The following is a 17,625-nucleotide window of genomic DNA, read 5'->3' on the forward strand; positions in this document are numbered from 1 at the left end:
TCACCATGGGCGTCGAGGTCAGGACCGAAGGCATCACGAAGTCGTTCGGTTCGCAGCGTATTTGGCAGGACGTCACGCTGACGCTGCCGCCGGGGGAAGTCAGCGCATTGCTCGGCCCGTCGGGTACCGGTAAGTCGGTCTTTCTGAAGTCGTTGATCGGTCTGCTGCGCCCGGAGAAGGGCTCGATCTACATCGACGGCACCGACATCACGACCTGTTCGAACAAGGAGCTCTACGAGATCCGCAAGCTGTTCGGCGTCCTGTTCCAGGACGGCGCGTTGTTCGGGTCGATGAACCTGTTCGACAACACGGCCTTCCCGTTGCGTGAGCACACCAAGAAGAGCGAATCCGAGATCAAGAAGATCGTCATGGAGAAGCTCGAGCTGACCGGTCTGCTCGGCGCCGAGGGCAAGCTGCCCGGTGAGATCTCCGGTGGTATGCGCAAGCGTGCCGGCCTGGCTCGCGCGCTGGTGCTGGACCCGCAGATCATCCTCGTCGACGAGCCGGACTCGGGTCTGGATCCGGTTCGTACCACCTATCTGTCGCAGTTGTTGATCGACATCAACGCGCAGATCGACGCGACGATCCTGATCGTCACGCACAACATCAACCTGGCTCGTACGGTGCCGGACAACATCGGCATGCTGTTCCGCCGCAACCTGGTCATGTTCGGCCCCCGTGAGGTGCTGCTGACCTCGGAGGAGCCGGTGGTCAAGCAGTTCCTCAACGGTCGTATGCAGGGCCCGATCGGTATGTCCGAGGAGAAGGACGAAGCCCAGATGGCCCGCGAGCAGGCCATGTTCGACTCGGGTCACCACGCCGGTGGCGCGGAGGAGATCGAGGGCATCATCCCGCAGATGCGGGCGCAGCCGGGCATGCCGGTGCGTGGCGCTGTCGCGCGTCGTCGCGAGCGGGTCCGCCAGATCATGCACACCCTGCCGGTGAGCGCGCAGGAAGCGATTCTGGCAGACATCGATGGGGGTCTCGATGCTCCGACGACTGTTCTGGACGCGCCCGGGAATGTGCGATGAACACAACGCGAACCGGGTCGCGCGCTGGTCGTGCTCCGAAGACCGGGCTGAAATCAGGTGAGCGGCAATGGCTTTCCATCGTGCCGCAGTCGCGGCGCTGAGCATTGTCGGCGTCTTCATGTCGACCTCTTCGGTCATCAATCCGCCGCACAGAACCGAACTGCTGGCACTGGGGGAGCAGCCGGGCACAAACAAGCAAGTTCAGTCCGCTGCCGAGCCAACTGTGGGCATTGTGCCTGCGGCAGTCCCGGCTCCGAACATCCCCATGGGCCACCCGCGACGGATCCCGGCGGAGCACCGTCTCGACCGCCCGCCGCGGACATGGGTGACAGCGCTGCAGGATCGCTTCTGCCCGTTCCCGCCGATTCCCTGCGGCATCCTGTGCCCGCCACCGGTCGACGACCAGCGTTGACAGCTCGGTGAGGTCACTGGGGTACTTGACCCGGGGTCCCGCCATCCTCTACTTTTCAAATCTATATTAGAAGAAAATCTGAGAGCTGGGATCGACGATGAACGTTGAACATGGTGGTTCTCCGTCTCCACTGCCGGAGAACGAGCGAGATGCGGCCGAGAAACTGGCGAACAGCTTGTACGCCGCCTTGAGGACGGGGGACAGGGAACGCCTGGACTCCCTGCTGGATCCTCGGTTCGAAGGGCGGACGACCGAGGGCCTGCCCTTCGATCTCGGTGGTGTCTACCGCGGCGCCGACGCCATGCGACGCGACTTCTGGGGGCGAATCGCCAAGCACTACTCAGCACGGGCAGTGCCCGAGAGGTACAACTGGCTCGACGACGGCAGTCTCGTTGTCGCGGGCCGCTATACCGGTACGGCACGGGTTGGCGACGGCGTTCTCGACGCGGAGTTCGTTCACATCCTCACGTTTTCCCAGGGGAGGATCAGTGGGCTCGTTCAACTGACCGACAGCGAACGGTGGCACCAGGCGCTCACTCCCGACAGCGGGTTGCGGGCCGTCGAGTTCTCCGTGACGGACGGCATCGGAGTTCTGCGGCTCAACCGGCCCTATCAGCGCAATGCGATCGATCAAACCATGGCCGACGATCTCTACGAGGTCGCTCAACGGTGCTCGGCGCGAACGGACCTGCGGGTGCTGGTGATCCTGGGAAACGGACCCGCCTTCACTGTCGGCGGAGACATCACGGTCTTCGCCGATACGGAGCCGGCGGAGCTGTCAACGACACTGCGGCGCATGGCGACTCCGTATCACGAGGCGTTGCGGATCTTTGCCGAGATGGCGGTTCCCGTGATCACCGCTGTGCACGGTTCCGTCGGTGGTGGCGGACTCGGGATGGTGTATCTGGCAGACGTGGCCCTGGCCGCCGAGGGAACCAAGTTCGCTACCGGCTTCGGTGCACTGGGGCTGTCCGGAGACGGCGGCACCTCGTGGTATCTGCCGCGGCTGGTCGGGCTTCGCAGGGCGCAGGCGCTGTATCTGGGCCGGGTCCTCGATGCCCGTGAGGCGCGGGAATGGGGATTGATTTCCGAGGTCGTCGCCGCCGATCGGCTGGAAGAAATCGCGCTCGATTGGGCGAAAACCTTGGCGGCCGGGCCAACCCGCGCCTATGCGGAAGTACGGAACTTGCTGCGGCGATCGGAATCTTCAACGCTGCCCGAGCAGCTGAGCGCCGAGATCGACGCGCTGGCGCGCACGGGTGCGACGGTCGACGCGGCCAGGGCCGTTCGCAGCTTCATCACCAAATCCAAACCGACTTTCGAGGGCCGGTGATGGCGCGATGATCGCTGCAACCGGTGAACTCCGGGCCTGGATGTCGGAGCGTACCGATGTGACCGGTGCGCTCTGGATCGAACGGATCGGGTTCGGCCAGTCGAACATCACGAGCCTGATCAGCGATGACGTGGGACGCGGCTGGGTCCTGCGGCAGCCGCCCCCGGGCAGTCATGACCAGTCCGCGCACAATGTGCTGCGTGAGGCTCGGATCCTGAATGCGCTGGCCGGCACGGGAATTCCGCTTCCCGCCGTGATCGGGACCGACGAGGCCGGGCCCTTCTATGTCATGACGCGGATGGCCGGGGCGCCGCTGGAATCCGAAGCGGACGCGCAGGCCTTGAGTCCGCAGCAGCGTTCGGCCTTGGGCCGACAGGCGATCGAGGTGTTCGCCACCCTGCACTCACTCGAACCGGCGGCCGTGGGGCTCGATGATCTCGGTCCCTGCACCGAGTATGTGCCACGGCAATTGCGGCGGGCTGTGCGGAACTGGTCGCAGTGGGGTGCACAGACCGCGCACGACCGGTCCTGGCAGCATGTCCGGTCCCTGCTCGAGAACGACGTCCCACGGCAGCAGCGCTTGGTCATCACGCATGGCGATTACCGATTGTCCAACCTGCTTGTCGACGCGGGCCGCATCACCGCGGTCCTGGACTGGGAATTGGCGACTCTGGGTGACCCGATCGCAGATCTGGCCTGGCTGCTCGACGACTGGCGCGGCCCGGATGAGCCGCGGATCAGCATGCCCAGTCCGACACGGTCCGGAGGCTTCCCCGACCGGGCCGAATTGATCGATATGTATTGCACGGCAACCGGACTGCACGCTGGTGCGATCGACTACTACCGTGCCTTCTCGCACTGGAGGGCGGCGACCTTGCTCCAGGGTGTGCTGCTGCGGCGCCGGTCGGGAGCCATGGGTGTGCACGGATCGCTCGACCTTGTCGAACTGGACGCCACGATCGGCATTCTGCTCGAGGAAGCTGCCGTATTCATCAGCGAGGCGGTTCGGTGACCGCGCCGAAAGAGCCCGGAAGGCAACAAATGAAGCCTGAGGACGACTACACCCACCCGGTGGGCAGCGAACCGAACTTCAACGAGTCGATGTACTTCCACTTCCACGATCCGGGCAACCGGATCGGCGGCTTCGTTCGCCTGGCCAACCGTCCGAACGAAGGCCGGGGCGAGCGCACGATATGCCTGTACCTTCCCGACGGGAGAGTGGCATTCGGGTTCGCCCGCCCCGATGTCACGACCAACGAGAGGATGGCGGGAGCGGGTATGGAATTTCGTGTCGACGAGCCGTTCGTGAAGCTGCACGCCTCCTTCGACGGTGAGGTGAATCTTCTCGACGATCCGGAAATCCTGAGCGAACCACGGGAGCTCGCGAGTACCGTCCTGGCCCGGTGTGTCGCGGAACTGACCTTCACCGCGCTGTGCGAGCCCTATGCGCACAGCTTCGACACGGGCGGTCCGGCGTTCGCACCGAATCACTACGAGCAGATCATGGCCGTCAGGGGATCGGTCACGGTGGACGGAAACGCGTTGGAGATCACCGGGACGGGACTGCGCGACCATTCGTGGGGCCCGCGATCGTGGCAAGCGCCCTGGTTCTATCGGTGGGTGCACGGGTCCGGCCCGCGACTCGCCTTCATGGGCGCCTACTTCGGCGCCGAGAACGGTGCGCCGGTAACCGGCGGATTCGTGTGGGATGGCCACGAAGTTCACCACTGCACCGACATTCGCATCAGTACCGAACGAAGCAATGATCAAGTGCCCCGCCGGATTCTGGTAGAGCTTGTCGCACCAGCCGGCAAAACCTGGCGAATGATCGGCGAGGTGCGTACCAGCGTTCCACTGCGGCATCGCAATCGCGATGCTTCGGGCCGGGAACAGATGACCCGGATCCTCGAGAACCAGACCCGCTGGACAGCCGACGATGAGACCGAGTTGTTCGGCATGAGTGAGTATCTGGATCAGATAATCGATGACCTACCCGTGGGTCTGGGTGTCTGAGGTTCCGGCGTCGATGAAGGCCATCCAGGCGACAGCGTTGACGGGTCCAGCAGGCCTCCGTCTGACGTCGGTGCCGACGCCGAGCGACCACGGCCGAGTCGTTGTCGCGGTTCGCGCCGTCGGTGTCAACTTCCCCGATCTTCTGATGACCTATGGGAAGTATCAACGGCGGACCCAACCGCCCTTCGTGCCAGGTGTGGAGATCTCGGGGGTGGTCGTCGCGGCACCCCCGAGAAGCACTGTCGCACCCGGTGAGGAGGTTGTGGCCTTCTGTACCGAACTCGGCGGCTACGCCGAGTTCGTCGCGGTGGATCCGATGATGGTCACCGCGAAGCCTCCAGAGTTGGATTTCGCTGAGGCCGCTGCGCTGCCTGCCAATTTTCAGACTGTGCATTTTGCTTTGACACGGCGTGCACGCGTGCAGGCAGGGCAGCGTGTGCTGGTGCTCGGCGCAGCCGGCGGCATAGGAACCGCGGCGATCCAGATCGCGAAGGCGCTGGGGGCAACGGTAATCGCCGTGGCGCGCAGACAGAGGGTCGCCCGACAGCTCACGATGCTCGGTGCGGATCATGTCATTCCACTTGCGGCCGGATGGGTCCAGCAGATCCGCGACCTCACCTGTGGGGAGGGTATCGATCACGTGGTGGATCCGGTCGGGGGTTCGGCCTTCGACGATGCGATCGGAACACTCGCGTCCGGTGGGAGCCTTCTGGTCGTAGGCTTCGCATCGGGCGAGCCGATACCTGCCGTCAGCGTCGATCGGCTGTTGCGGCGCAACGTCTCGGTGGCCGGCGTGGCCTGGGGTGAGTACGTTCGCACTCGCCCTTCGGCTTTCGCGGATTCGATGACCGACCTGCGGGGCTTGGCCAAAGCAGGGTTCCGGCCGTACATCAGCAAGCGGTATCCGCTCGCTGACGCTCCCGCCGCGCTCACCGCCCTCGAACAGGGGACAGTCGTGGGCAAGGCAGTAGTCGAAATCGCAACACCGGCATGATGATCCTGCTCGCGCTCTACCTTGCCTATTTCTTCATTGCGGTCGGCACAGTGACTGCGGTTGGAGCGACATCGCATCGCCAGCGGCGACGGAGCAAGAAGGGCTAGCCCTCTGCGGCCGAGTCACCAGACCGACAGGACTATGGCGGTGCCGCCGACGACGGCTATCCAGCATCCGAAAGCTCCTCGCAGCGCGGGCGGTGCGGACCGTAGCTCCATGAATTCCATTCCTATGAAGAACGCCTTGGCGAACGCGACCGCGAGTGCGACGCCCGCGGCGAATTCGAAGCCGAACGACGCGAGTGGGTGGTCCGCGCCCAACCACCACGTCGCACAGGTGGCGGCGGCCAGGGCGAGCCAGACCAGTGTCGCCCTGCGCGGGAAACCGGGAGAGTTCATTCGAAACATCCGACATAGAGAAGGGTGAAGATGACGACCCACAGCAGATCGACCATGTGCCAGTACACGGCGGCGATCTCGGGGAAGCGCTGGCCACCAGCCGGGAGAATGCCCGCACGGCATTTGCTGCGCCACAGGATGACCAGGACCGCACCGATCAGTACATGCAGCAAGTGGACTCCGGTCAACACGAAGTAGAAGGTCCAGAACATGTTGGTGGTTACGACGTGTCCCGAGGTAACTGCCGCGCTGTACTCGAAGGCCTTCAAGGCCACGAACGTGATGGCGCATCCGAGGACACCCACCAGCAATGCGCTCGCTGACCGTGCGGATCCCTGGCGATGGGTATGCAAGGCCAGAACCACGAGGTACGAGCTCAGCAGCAGCACCAGTGTGTTGATGGCGCCCAACCCCAGATGAAGGTGCGCAGCGGACTCCGCGAAGGTCGGCCGATCGTTTCGCTTCTCCCAGAGGAAGACTGCGAACAGTAGACCGAACAACGTCATATCGCCGAGGATGAAGACCCACAACCCGACTTCGCCCGGTGTACCGTCGTGTGCGGATTCTGCCCGAGGCTCGGATCCAGGACCTGTCTCGGTCGTATCCCAGACGAACGCCGGAAGGTCTGTGGCGGAGAAGGATTCGGATGCCGTCACGCTGGCGCCTGCATCGGCTCCGCGAGCGCCCGGTCGAGCGTCGAATTCGCCTGCCGAACAGCGATGGACATTCCTACCAGGAAGGCGCCGTACGCAGCTAGTGCGAGCCAGAAAACGAAGATCCCGTTCCACGCAAAGGGACCGGACAGGAAGAAGTACGCGAGGACGTCCGGAACGAAAGCGAAGGCGACCCACAGGTTGAGGTACCCGCTCCAACGCGGGAAAACTCCCTGCTTGTCGCTGAGGACCGCGGTGCCGATCGCCAGGTTCTGGATGATGAACGGCATGATCGGGGTGAACAGGATCATCCAGGTCACGTCATTCATCAACCTGAGGGTCTCCGGATCGCGATCGCTACGAAATGCCATGAGCGCGAACAGCATTTGCGGGATGGTGTTGATGATGACGGTGACCGCGGCGGCGATCAGCTGTACGAAGGTGAATACCGGCGTCCGTCCCTCCATACGCAGCATATGCACGGAGATCAGCGCGAACATCGGCAGCATCAACACCACCCCGACCGACGCCGTGACGAAGCCGATCATCACACGGGTGGGATCCTCGGTGTAGAAACGGGCGACATCAGCGGCCGAGGCCGACGGGCTGAGCGGTACCGGAAACATGCCCGCGATCGTCCATCCGACGAGTGTGAGGACAAGCGCTGCGGGCCCGCCCAATGCGCAGATGCTTCTGACTCGAGCGTTCATCGGAGATCCTTCGATCGAGGCCGTGATCGGACGATGGCCGACCGCCCGTACGGGCCAGAAAATAATCTAGATTAGAATAAGCGCACTCTTTCAGGTGGAACAACCCTGCTCGTCCGGGAGCCTCCGCCGGCGATGCCGGAGCGAGACTCTCACGGCTACCACTAACCCGAGAGCTAGGGGCAGGGCAATCATCGCGGAATCGCCGGTGAGCGTGGTGGTGGCGTTACGATCGTGCTGTCGGGGCCGATTCTCACGGCAAGAGGTGAGCGGGCCATGGTCGAGCGTGACATCGAAGGCACCCAGCGCGACCTGCGCATCGGTGTGAGCGCAGAACTTGCCGCCGCGGGATTCGACGATGCGAAGGAAATCGGGCGCGGCGGTTTCGGTGTCGTTTACTGCTGTATGGATCACTCGCTCGCTCGGCAGGTGGCAGTCAAGGTTCTCGACGCGTCCTCCGGCAGCGACGAGTGGGCGCGATTTCTCAGGGAGCAGCGCGCGCTGGGGCGGTTCGCCGGTCATCCGCACATCGTTCAGGTGCTGTCGGCCGACGTCACCGCAACCGGCCGGCCTTACCTGGTCATGCCGTTCTTCTCACGCGGTTCGTTGCAGGCGCGGCTGCAGGCGTCGGGACCGCTGCCATGGCAAGAAGTGTTGTCGATCGGCATCAAGATCGCTGGCGCATTGGCGGCCGCGCACGCGCACGGCATGGTGCATCGAGACGTGAATCCGTCGAACATTCTGCTGTCGGACTATGGCGAGCCGCAGCTGAGCGATTTCGGGATCGCCCGCATCGGTGGCGCGTTCGAAACAGCGGACGGGCTGGTAGCAGGAACTCCGGCGTACACCGCGCCCGAGGTGTTCCGTGGCGAGGAGCCCACGGCGGCCACGGACCTGTACAGCCTGGGCGCCACGATGTTCTGTTTGCTGACCGGGCACGCGGCCTTCCAACGGCGCGAGGGCGAATCCTTGGTCGCGCAGTTCGTGCGGATCACCTCGGAGCCGGTGCCCGATCTGCGTGCACACGGTGTACCTGCCCCACTATGCGCGATGCTCGAATCGGCTATGGCGCAGGAAATCACGGATCGACCTGCCTCGGCCCGCGAGTTCGGCGACCGATTGCGAAACATCCAGTTCTCGTCCGGGCTGGCCGTGGATTCCATGGCGGTTCCGACCAAAGGTGGTGAGGCACAAGGAGTAGAGGCGGTCGTACCGGCGCGTGCGGTGGAAGCCCGGGGTGCGCTGTCGGGCGCGGTGCCGACGCCTTCGACCCGCTACCGACCACCGAGCTCGTCGCGCCGACCGGTCCAGCGCGAGCGATTGCTCGGGCGGCTGCGGGAAGGAGGCGCTCGGCGGCTCGTATTGATTCACGGCCCGGTCGGATTCGGAAAGAGCACGCTGGCCGCCGAGTGGGCAAGAATGCTCGAGGCCGAGGGCATTCGGGTTGCTTGGCTCAGCGTGGACCACGATGACGACAACGTTGTGTGGTTCCTGTCCCATGTGGTCGAAGCGATTCGCTACGCGCATCCAGGTGTCGCCGCCGAGCTGCACAACATGCTCGAAGAACATGCCAGCGATGCCGCGCGGTACGTGATGACGACGCTCATCGACGAACTCCACCGCAGCGGCGAGACAGTGGCTCTGGTGATCGACGACTGGCACCGGGTGACGGCGGCACCCACGGTCGCGGCCCTGGAATTCCTGCTCGACCGCGGCTGCCATCACCTCCGCCTGATTGTCACCAGTCGCAGCCGGACCGGCCTTCCCCTCGGGCGGATGCGAGTACAGGATGAACTCGTCGAGATCGACGAGTCCGACCTGCGTTTCGACGGTGCGGAGACGTCGGAATTCCTCGCGGACGTGAACGGGTTGGAACTGGCCGCCACGGATGTCGAACGGCTGCGTGACTCGACCGAAGGCTGGGCTGCCGCATTGCAATTGGCGACACTGTCTCTGCGCGAGCGAGATGATCCGGGAGCCTACATCGATCAGATCTCCGGGCGGCACTATGCCATCGGCGAGTATCTGATGGAGAACGTGCTCGATGCCCTCGAGCCCCAACTGCTCGAGTTCGTCATGCGGACCGCGGTGCCCGACCGTATCTGTGGCGAACTCGCCGAGGCGCTGGCGGGGGTCGATTCTGGACAGGACATGCTCGAGCAGGTGCGGCAACGGGATCTGTTCCTGCGCAGCATCGATGACGATCTGCGGTGGTTCCGCTATCACGGGCTGTTCGCCGACTTTCTGCGCGCTCGCCTTGCACGCGGCCATCCCGGGCTACTGGAAGAGTTGCATTCGAGCGCCTCGGATTGGTTCGGAGCCCACGACATGCTCACCGAGGCCGTGGACCACGCACTCGCCGCGGGCGCACCCGATCGCGCTACTGCGATAGTCGCGGATCACGCCGAACTGCTGATGGAACAGGGACGTATAGCGACGTTCACCGGGCTGGCGGCCAAGTTGCCCGGCTCGTACTCGGCATTGAACGCGCAGTTGCAAGTCCAGATCGCGTGGGCGAATGTCGCCCTCCAGCGGCCGGTCGCGGCATTGTCCGCGCTGGAACGGGGCGATATAGCCCTGGAGGCCGCCTCGCCCGGTGACGAGCGATCGACGGAGACGAGGAACGAGCTGAACGTGGTGCGAACGGCCGTGGATCTCGTCCTCGACCGACCCGCAGCCGACGTGGCGCCCATATCACCGCCCGGGACGGTCCGGCCCTTCCTGGCGCACGGAATCGCAGTGGTCGCAATGGTTTCGGCGCTGTATCGCTTCGACTTCGACGACATTCACCGTTGGCACCGGTGGCTCGCACCGTATCGACACCAGGCGCGCGGTCCTTTCGGAGTGATGTACTGCGATTGCATCGACGGGAGCGCCTCTTTCGAGCAACTCGACGTCGGCGCCGCCGAAGCCGCCTTCCGGACGGCTCTTCGACTGGCGTTGGAGGTAGGAGAGCAGTCCCATGCCATCCGGTTGGCCGGTACCCTGCTCGGCGAGTTGCTCTATGAGAAAGGGCAATTCATCGAGGCTGAAGCGCTGCTGACAGCCGGGCTGAGTCGTGAGGGAGGCACGGTCGAATTCCTGTCGGCCGCTTACGGAACCGGTGCGCGGCTGGCTGCGGTGCGTGGCGACCTCGACACCTTGCACGAGCGACTCGACGAAGGATCGAAGATCGCGGCCAATCTGTCGTTGCCGCGCTTGGCCGCGCGGATCCGCAACGAGCGCATCCGTTGCGGACTGACGATCACCGACGACGACCGCCGTCATCTCGAGGAACTCGAACCCTTGATCGCCTTCCCTGATGCGCCGTCCGCGATAACCGCCGAAATCGATCACGACTCCGCGATCCGGCTCCTGCTCGCCGCCGGCACCCGGTCGGCGGCGGAGCAGGCCACCCATAGGGCCGAATCCCTGGTGCGTGTCATCGCAAGCCAGAATCGCCCTCGTGCCCTGCTCAACGCCGAGCTGCTCCACGCATGCTGCCTATCCGCGACCGGCCGCGCAACCCAGGCCGCCGAGCAATCGACCTCGGCGCTGACCCGTTGCGCGGAACTCGGGCTGATTCGGCCCGTCGTCGATGCCGGAGCGGGCCTCCAGTCGGTGATCGAAACCCTTTCCGGTGCAGAGGTATCCCTGCCCCAGCCGCTGCGGGCGTTTCTGAGGCAGGTGCTGGCGGAGTTCGAACACTGAATGCGGACCGTCCGCATCGCTTGTCGACCTATCCTCTGCCTCAATGCGACATCGCCTCTTCGGCCGCGAGATCGGCTACGGTGGTCGGCTGAGAGAAGGCGCGGCCCTCGATGTCGATGCTCGGGAGCAGTCGCGCGAGCGGGCGCGGCAGCCACCACACGGCATCGCCGAATATCGACATCACCGCCGGCACGAGCAGCATGCGGACAACGAACGCATCGACGGCATTGGGGCGCGCGCTCGGAACCTCGGGCACCGCAGTCGTTTTCGCCGGCACCACCGTAGCCATTGCGCTGACAGCTTTGGCGATCGTCCGAATCCACCTGATCACGACCATGGGCCTGGCCGCCACCGCCACAGTCGCAATCGTCGTGCTGGCCGCGCTGACTCTGCTACCCGCCCTGCTCGGCCTCGCCGGTGAACGGATCTGCACACCGAACGCACGCCAGAAAGCCGCCCTCACCCGAGCGATCCGCACACCCTCACACCGGGCAGTCGATTCCGACACGCATACGGCCTACATCACGGACTTCCACGGTCAATCGGTCATGCTGGTCGACACCAATACCTATGCGGTAAGCCACATTTCGTTGAAGCCCGAGCCTTCGCACGCGGTCGCGATCGATCCCGCCCTGCATACCGTCTACCTGACCTCGGGGGCGTTCGGCAGCATCACGATGGTCGATGCCAGGACACGGAGGATCGCCGCCTCTCGCCTCACCGCGGGCACGCCCTACAGCGGCCGTTGGTCCGGCGGGATCGCGGTGGACGCCATCACCCACGAGATCTATGTGACCCAGGGCGAGAGCGCCCACACCATCGAAATCCTCGCACCCTCATAGTCGAAGGCCGGGTCGCGTGAACGACGAACGTCCCGGCAGGTGGACTGCCGGGACGTTCGTTGTCGGGGTCGGTCAGCGGCGGGCGCCGAGGCCCGTCTCGATCGCCTCGATGATGCGCGGGCGGAGTTCGGTGGCGCGGATGATGGCGTCCACCGAGCCGACCTGGACGGCGCGTTCGATGTTGTGGACGCGGTCGAATTCGGCGGCGACCTCGCCCAGCTTCTCGACGCGGACCGAGGAGCGCAGTTCGTCGCGTTCCGCGGTCAGGGTGGCGCGGTCGGTGCCGGAGGCGGTGACGGCGCGGGATTCGAAGTCGCGGACCCGGGGATCGGCGGCGGTACGCGCGCTGACCTCGCCGGCGAACACGACCGCGGCGGCGGGGGCGCCGCCGAGCACGGAGGCGAAGGAGCCCTCCAGTGCCAGGACCGTCATGTTCGGGTTGAGGGCCTTCGAGAACACCACGAACGCGCCACCGTGATAGCGCGAGATCACGCAGAACACGATCGGGCCCTCGAAATTGACGATCGCCCGGCCGATTTCGGCGCCGTACTCGAGCTGCAGCTTGCGCATCGACTCGGGGGAGCCGTCGAAGCCGGACAGGTTCGCCAGCACCACCAGCGGACGGTTGCCGCTGGCCGTGTTGATCGCGCGCGCCGCCTTCTTCGACGACTGGGGGAACAGCGTGCCCGCGGTGTAGGTGTCGGGGCCGTCGGTGGCCGGGAAACCGCGCCGCGAGACGCCCCGCGACTCGATGCCCAACAGGCACACCGGGATTCCGCCCAGCCTCGCGTCGTGCACGACGGCCGTCTCGGCGTCGGCCATGCCCGCCCAGCGTTCCAGCACCGGGTGGTCCTGGTCGGCCAGCGCCCGCATCACGGTGCGGATGTCGAAGGGCTTCTTGCGATCCGGATTGTGGGTGGCGGAGAAGATCTCGCCGACCGTGGTGAAATCGCTGCCGTCGAGCACGTGCGGGAAATCGGAGACGTCGCGGTCGACCGGGTCGCTCGTCGCCATCCGGCGCGGTCCCGGCTCACCGGGCGCGACATAGGTGTGGTCGTAGTGCGACATCAGGATGTCCCGCGCGGCAAGCAGATTCGGCGCCCAGTACTGGGCCTGGCCGTTGGGGCCCATCACCCGGTCGTAGCCGCCGATACCGAAGTTGTCCTCGGCGGAGACCGCGCCGGAGAAGTCCAGCGCCTGCTTACCGGTCAGCACCATGGCCGATTCCGGCGTCATGATCAGCACACCCTTGGTGTGCATGAGCATGGTCGCCTCGGCGTTCCAGTACGGCTGCGCACCGACATTGATGCCGTTGACCACGATATTGATCTCGCCACCGGCCTGGGTGAACTCGACGATCCGCTTGAGCGCGGCCGCCACCCAGTCCATGTTCTCGGTACCCGACTGCATCGAGATGCGGGCGCCCGAGGACAGCGCGTACCACTCCAGCGGCACCCGCAGCTGCTCGGCGAGATCCAGGGCCGCGATCACCCGGCGGCACTCCGGTTCCGACAGCGCGCCCAGCGATTTCGTCGGATCACCGAGCAGCGCCACACGGGTGATCCCGTCGGGGTACTGCTCGGTCGCCGTGGTGACCACACCGGCGACCAGCGCCGCCTTGTTGTGTCCCTTGGGCCGGTCGACCGGCACCAGCGCGTGCTGTCCGTCGAGGTCGTATTCGGTGAAATCGCCGAGCAGACCGGTCAATTCGTAGGGGTAGACGGTGTTGCGGCTGCTGGCGCGCAGCACCTTCTGCCGGTACTCGTCGAGCGGCTCGACCGGATCGTCGGTGCGCTCGTCGACGCTCACCGAGACACCGCCGGTCGCCTCGAAGGAGACTCGCACCGCGATCTTCTCCAACTGACCGGTCTGCGGGTCGCGCTGGCGCGCGATGAGCAGGATCTCCTCGAGCCCCGCGCCCGCCGTCATCGGCTGCACGTGCCCGGCGATCACCGTCTCCAGCTCGCTGCGGGTGACGTCGACCACCGGCCAGATGTACATGACGATGCGGTTGGTGTTGAACCGCTTGTTCGACGGTCGCTGGGTCTGCGCGCGGCGGATGGAGTCCAGGCAGGTGGCGATGGTGCTCTCCGCGGTCGGCAGCACCAGCAGCCGGCCGTCGTGCTCGCGCAGCGCGGCCAGGTCGCGCACCTGCGCGAACGCGATGAGCCGTTCGTCGGCCGCGTTCTCCTTGGCCACGGCGCGGAACAGGTACACCTCTTCGTCGTCCGAGGACGGCAACCGGGTGAGGTCGAACTTCCGCAGCCGCCGCATCTGCATGCGCTGGGCGATGTAGGGGTGCAGGCCGCGGATGAGCCGTTCCTCGCTCATCCCGGTGGTCGCGGGCCGGAAGGTGAAGTGGTGGTGCATGACCGCACCGCCGCTGCCCGCCACCGTGCAGGTGATCCGATGCACCTGATCCGGAAGCGGTTGCGCCGCCAGCGCTTCCTGCAACGCCCCCGCCATCGCCTCGAAGTCCTCGGGCTGCTTCTCCCAGCTGAGGTAGATGTCGGCTTCGACGGAGGCGGTATTACGGCCCACCTCGGCCAGCCCGCGCAGGACGGTGTCGAGCGCGTCGAAACTCACCGCGGCCGACACCAGGTTCACGCCCCGGCGCTCGGCGATGACGAAACGGTGACCGTTCGACTCCTCGGTCCGCACGTCGGTGAGGTCTTTGTTGCCGTAGTAGCGGCGGGTCAGCACCTCCAGCATGGCGGTGTTGTCCGCGCTGCCGCGCACCAGCCGCTGACCGAGCAGCCGCACCAGCGGTTCGGTGGCGCGCACCATGTCCGCGATGCGCTCGGAGCGCTCGTGGGTATCCGGCTGGGCGTCAAGGAAACTCAGGTGCTTGCGCACGGTGGTGTACACGCGGGCGCGGTTGCGGCGCAGCAGCGGATGGCCGTACCAGGCGTACGCGACGCCGCGCGCGAGGTCGGCGAGGCCGGGGAAACGGATCTGGGTCGCTGTGACCAGGCGCTCCAGCGCCAGACCGGCCGGCTCCCGCAGCGCACGGTCCGGCACCGGCTCGCGCAGCCATTCGCGCAGTAGCGAGGTGATGACGGTGACGGTGTCGGCGGGCCGCTGCTGGGCGAGGAAGATCCGGAAGACCGCGGCCTCGAGGTCGGGGGAGCGGTCCAGTTCGGTGACGCCGTAGTGCGCGAACGCCTTCGACAGATCGGCCCGGTACGACTCCGGCAGTCCGGCCCGCTCGACGTCGAGGCTCTGCATGTAGGTGTGGAAGAACTCGCGGGCGCTGTGCACGTGGCCCTGCGCGCCGTCGTCCTCCCAGGACCGGTTGGTGCTGAGTTCTGCGAGGTCGGCGAACATCTGCACGAGCTCGACCTCGTCGGACAGGGGGCGGCGGTTGTCGGCGACGGCGGCCCGGCGCGCGGCCAGGTAGTCGTCGAGCACGCGCTGCTCGTCGTGCGGGTCGACATCGAAGCCCAGCAGCAGGCTCCGCAGATCCTGCAGGCTGCGGGTCAGGCCCTCGTGCGGCAGCACCGGCGCGGAGGCGCCGGGCAGATCCAGCTCGACCGCACCGGCGGCCGCGGTGTCCTCGGCCTCGTCGTCGGCGGCGAGCGGTTCGAGCCGCAGCAGCGGCGCGCCCGTCTCGACCTGGGTGCCGACCGAGACCGCGCTTTCCTTCAGCCGCGCCCGGAACGGTGCGCGCAGCACCGTCTCCATCTTCATGCTCTCGAGCACGAGTACCGGCGCGCCCGCCTCGACCTCGTCGCCGACGGCCAGCGGCGTGGCGACGACCAGCGCCGGTGCGGGCGAACGCACCACACCGCCCTCGTCACGGCTGATCCGGTGCGTGACACCTTCGACGTCGACCAGCGTGACCGGGCCGTGCGTGCCGGTGACGACGCGGAATCGGCTGCCGTTCACCACGATCTGTCCGGTGTGGCGATCGAAGCGTTCGAGATCCACATCGGCAGTGCTCATTTCGCCGCCCGCCTCGATCCCGATCCGGAACCGGTGCGCACCGATGCGGGCGACGCGCACCCGGTAGCCGACACCGCGCAGCTTCAGGTCGTGCGGACGTCCGCTCTCGTGCTGCACCTGGGGACGGCCGCCGGCCGCCGTGGACAGCAACCGCGTGCGTTCGGCCTGCTCTTCCTCCTCGTAGGCGTCGATGGCCGCGACGGCCACCGCGATCGCGGAGTGGCGATGCGACACCAGCCGCCCCTGCGCGCGGACGCGGTCGATCCAGCCGGTGTCGGCGCTGCCGTCGATCACCTCGGGCTGGTCGAGCAGGTCGAGCACGAAACTCTTGTTGGTGGAGCCGCCTTCGATGACCACCCGGGTCTGCGCCATCGCGCGGCGCAGCCGGCCGAGGGCCTCGTCGCGGTCGCGGCCGTAGGCGATGATCTTGGCGATCATGGAGTCGAAGTCGGCAGGGATGGTGTCGCCCTCGCTGACGCCGGTGTCGACCCGAATGCCAGGCCCGGCAGGCAGATCCAGGCGCGCGATGCGGCCCGGGGCGGGCGCGAAGTCGCGGTCGGGGTCCTCGGCATTGAGCCGCGCCTCGATGGCGTGGCCGCGTTCGGCCGGGGGCTCTCCCTCCAACCGGCCGCCCGAGGCGACCAGCAACTGCGCCCGCACGAGGTCGAAACCGGTGGTGGCCTCGGTAATCGGGTGCTCGACCTGCAGGCGGGTATTGACCTCGAGGAAGGCGAACAGTTCGTCACCGGGGTGGTACAGGAATTCGACCGTCGCCGCGCCGCGATACCCGACCGCGATCGCCAGCCGCTCGGCCGATGCCTTCAACTCGGCGGCCTGCTCGGGGCGCAGCACCGGCGAGGCCGACTCCTCGATGACCTTCTGGTTGCGCCGCTGCACCGAGCAGTCGCGCACACCCAGCGCCCACGCGGTGCCCTGACCGTCCGCGATCACCTGCACCTCGACATGGCGTGCGCCGGTGACCAGGCGCTCCAGGAACACGACGCCACTGCCGAAGGCGCGCGCGGCTTCCTGCCGGGTGCGTTCGTAGGCGTCGACCAGCTCGGCCTCGTTGGTGATCATGCGAATGCCGCGACCGCCACCGCCGGCGGTGGCCTTCAACATCAGCGGGTAGCCGATCTCCTCGGCGGCGGCCACGGCGGCCTCGACAGTGTCGACGCCACCACGGCTCCACGGCGCGACCGGCACGCCGACCTCCTCGGCGATCAGCTTCGCGCCGATCTTGTCGCCGAGCTTGCGCATGGCCTCGGGGCTGGGACCGATGAAGGTGACCCCGATCTGCTCACACAATTCTGCGAAGGCCGGATCCTCGGCGACGAAACCCCAGCCGACCCAGGCGGAATCGGCTTCGGTCGCCAGCAGCGCGCGCTCGAGCGCCTTCAGATCGAGATATGGGCGTGCCGACGCCGGCCCGAGGTCGTAGGCGATATCGGCCTCGCGCACGAAGGTCGCGCTGCGGTCGACATCGGTGTGCAATGCGATGATCTGGATCGATTGTCCGGTCTCGGCTGCGAGATCCCGGACGGCATGAATCAGGCGAACCGCAGCCTCACCGCGGTTCACGATTGCAATACGGCTGAACACCGCCA

At 66.2% G+C, this 17,625-nt stretch carries 13 protein-coding genes and 1 pseudogene; 9 read left to right on the forward strand and 5 right to left on the reverse strand.

Annotated elements, in window-relative coordinates; all coding sequences use genetic code 11:
• Window positions 1–5 precede the first annotated feature (5 nt).
• The 6 genes from ACQP1O_RS19935 (at window position 6) to ACQP1O_RS19960 (ending at window position 5,783) form a co-directional block, all read left to right on the forward strand.
• A complete protein-coding gene (locus ACQP1O_RS19935) occupies window positions 6–1,031 on the forward strand; it encodes an ABC transporter ATP-binding protein (RefSeq protein ID WP_433567259.1) in 1,026 nt (341 codons plus the stop codon).
• A gap of 67 nt (window positions 1,032–1,098) precedes the next feature.
• Window positions 1,099–1,443: a hypothetical protein gene (locus ACQP1O_RS19940; RefSeq protein WP_433567260.1), complete on the forward strand. Its 345-nt coding sequence runs from the start codon at window positions 1,099–1,101 to the stop codon at window positions 1,441–1,443.
• Between the two features lie 97 nt (window positions 1,444–1,540).
• Window positions 1,541–2,776: an enoyl-CoA hydratase-related protein gene (locus ACQP1O_RS19945; RefSeq protein ID WP_433567261.1), complete on the forward strand. Its 1,236-nt coding sequence runs from the start codon at window positions 1,541–1,543 to the stop codon at window positions 2,774–2,776.
• 7 nt (window positions 2,777–2,783) lie between these two features.
• Window positions 2,784–3,788: a phosphotransferase family protein gene (locus tag ACQP1O_RS19950; RefSeq protein ID WP_433567262.1), complete on the forward strand. Its 1,005-nt coding sequence runs from the start codon at window positions 2,784–2,786 to the stop codon at window positions 3,786–3,788.
• Between the two features lie 29 nt (window positions 3,789–3,817).
• On the forward strand, window positions 3,818–4,789 hold the full coding sequence (locus ACQP1O_RS19955) for a DUF7065 domain-containing protein (protein ID WP_433567263.1): 972 nt from the start codon (window positions 3,818–3,820) through the stop codon (window positions 4,787–4,789).
• 13 nt (window positions 4,790–4,802) lie between these two features.
• The gene (locus ACQP1O_RS19960) at window positions 4,803–5,783 is read left to right on the forward strand and encodes an NADPH:quinone oxidoreductase family protein (RefSeq protein WP_433567264.1); all 981 of its coding nucleotides are present in this window, start codon (window positions 4,803–4,805) and stop codon (window positions 5,781–5,783) included.
• Between the two features lie 122 nt (window positions 5,784–5,905).
• Here ACQP1O_RS19960 and ACQP1O_RS19965 read toward each other — a convergent pair whose 3' ends face one another.
• The 3 genes from ACQP1O_RS19965 to ACQP1O_RS19975 are packed head-to-tail and all read right to left on the reverse strand — an operon-like array spanning window position 5,906 to window position 7,544.
• Entirely contained in the window at window positions 5,906–6,181 is a 276-nt protein-coding gene (locus ACQP1O_RS19965) for a cytochrome C oxidase subunit IV family protein (RefSeq protein WP_433567265.1), read from the reverse strand.
• On the reverse strand, window positions 6,178–6,837 hold the full coding sequence (locus tag ACQP1O_RS19970) for a cytochrome c oxidase subunit 3 (RefSeq protein ID WP_433567266.1): 660 nt from the start codon (window positions 6,835–6,837) through the stop codon (window positions 6,178–6,180). Before ACQP1O_RS19970 ends, ACQP1O_RS19965 begins: the two co-directional genes overlap by 4 nt.
• Window positions 6,834–7,544, reverse strand: a complete 711-nt coding sequence (locus tag ACQP1O_RS19975) for a hypothetical protein (protein WP_433567267.1) — start codon at window positions 7,542–7,544, stop codon at window positions 6,834–6,836. The genes ACQP1O_RS19970 and ACQP1O_RS19975 overlap by 4 nt, the downstream gene beginning before the upstream one ends.
• A 273-nt stretch (window positions 7,545–7,817) precedes the next feature.
• Between ACQP1O_RS19975 and ACQP1O_RS19980 the strand changes: the two genes are divergently transcribed.
• A complete protein-coding gene (locus ACQP1O_RS19980) occupies window positions 7,818–11,231 on the forward strand; it encodes a protein kinase domain-containing protein (protein WP_433567268.1) in 3,414 nt (1,137 codons plus the stop codon).
• A gap of 40 nt (window positions 11,232–11,271) precedes the next feature.
• On the opposite strand, the gene ACQP1O_RS19985 is transcribed toward ACQP1O_RS19980, so the two are convergent.
• Window positions 11,272–11,433: a hypothetical protein gene (locus ACQP1O_RS19985; protein WP_433567269.1), complete on the reverse strand. Its 162-nt coding sequence runs from the start codon at window positions 11,431–11,433 to the stop codon at window positions 11,272–11,274.
• A gap of 22 nt (window positions 11,434–11,455) precedes the next feature.
• Between ACQP1O_RS19985 and ACQP1O_RS19990 the strand changes: the two are divergent.
• A pseudogene (locus tag ACQP1O_RS19990) lies at window positions 11,456–11,699 on the forward strand (MMPL family transporter); the annotation flags it as partial.
• An 80-nt stretch (window positions 11,700–11,779) separates the two neighbouring features.
• The gene (locus ACQP1O_RS19995) at window positions 11,780–12,073 is read left to right on the forward strand and encodes a hypothetical protein (protein WP_433567270.1); all 294 of its coding nucleotides are present in this window, start codon (window positions 11,780–11,782) and stop codon (window positions 12,071–12,073) included.
• 72 nt (window positions 12,074–12,145) lie between these two features.
• Here ACQP1O_RS19995 and ACQP1O_RS20000 read toward each other — a convergent pair whose 3' ends face one another.
• Complete coding sequence (locus ACQP1O_RS20000) at window positions 12,146–17,620, reverse strand: carboxyl transferase domain-containing protein (RefSeq protein ID WP_433567271.1); 5,475 nt, start codon at window positions 17,618–17,620, stop codon at window positions 12,146–12,148.
• Window positions 17,621–17,625 lie beyond the last annotated feature (5 nt).

It is taken from the genome of Nocardia sp. CA-151230, from assembly GCF_050942175.1.
Taxonomy (GTDB): domain Bacteria; phylum Actinomycetota; class Actinomycetes; order Mycobacteriales; family Mycobacteriaceae; genus Nocardia.

Bases quoted from the DNA above. Each gene is read 5' to 3' on its own strand.
- ACQP1O_RS19955 (WP_433567263.1), top strand. From the start codon at position 3,818: ATGAAGCCTGAGGACGACTACACCCACCCGGTGGGCAGCGAACCGAAC.
- ACQP1O_RS19945 (WP_433567261.1), top strand. From the start codon at position 1,541: ATGAACGTTGAACATGGTGGTTCTCCGTCTCCACTGCCGGAGAACGAG.
- ACQP1O_RS19940 (WP_433567260.1), top strand. From the start codon at position 1,099: ATGGCTTTCCATCGTGCCGCAGTCGCGGCGCTGAGCATTGTCGGCGTC.
- ACQP1O_RS19950 (WP_433567262.1), top strand. From the start codon at position 2,784: ATGATCGCTGCAACCGGTGAACTCCGGGCCTGGATGTCGGAGCGTACC.
- ACQP1O_RS19975 (WP_433567267.1), bottom strand. From the start codon at position 7,544: ATGAACGCTCGAGTCAGAAGCATCTGCGCATTGGGCGGGCCCGCAGCG.
- ACQP1O_RS19995 (WP_433567270.1), top strand. From the start codon at position 11,780: ATGCTGGTCGACACCAATACCTATGCGGTAAGCCACATTTCGTTGAAG.
- ACQP1O_RS19980 (WP_433567268.1), top strand. From the start codon at position 7,818: ATGGTCGAGCGTGACATCGAAGGCACCCAGCGCGACCTGCGCATCGGT.
- ACQP1O_RS19965 (WP_433567265.1), bottom strand. From the start codon at position 6,181: ATGAACTCTCCCGGTTTCCCGCGCAGGGCGACACTGGTCTGGCTCGCC.
- ACQP1O_RS19985 (WP_433567269.1), bottom strand. From the start codon at position 11,433: ATGCTGCTCGTGCCGGCGGTGATGTCGATATTCGGCGATGCCGTGTGG.
- ACQP1O_RS19960 (WP_433567264.1), top strand. From the start codon at position 4,803: ATGAAGGCCATCCAGGCGACAGCGTTGACGGGTCCAGCAGGCCTCCGT.
- ACQP1O_RS19935 (WP_433567259.1), top strand. From the start codon at position 6: ATGGGCGTCGAGGTCAGGACCGAAGGCATCACGAAGTCGTTCGGTTCG.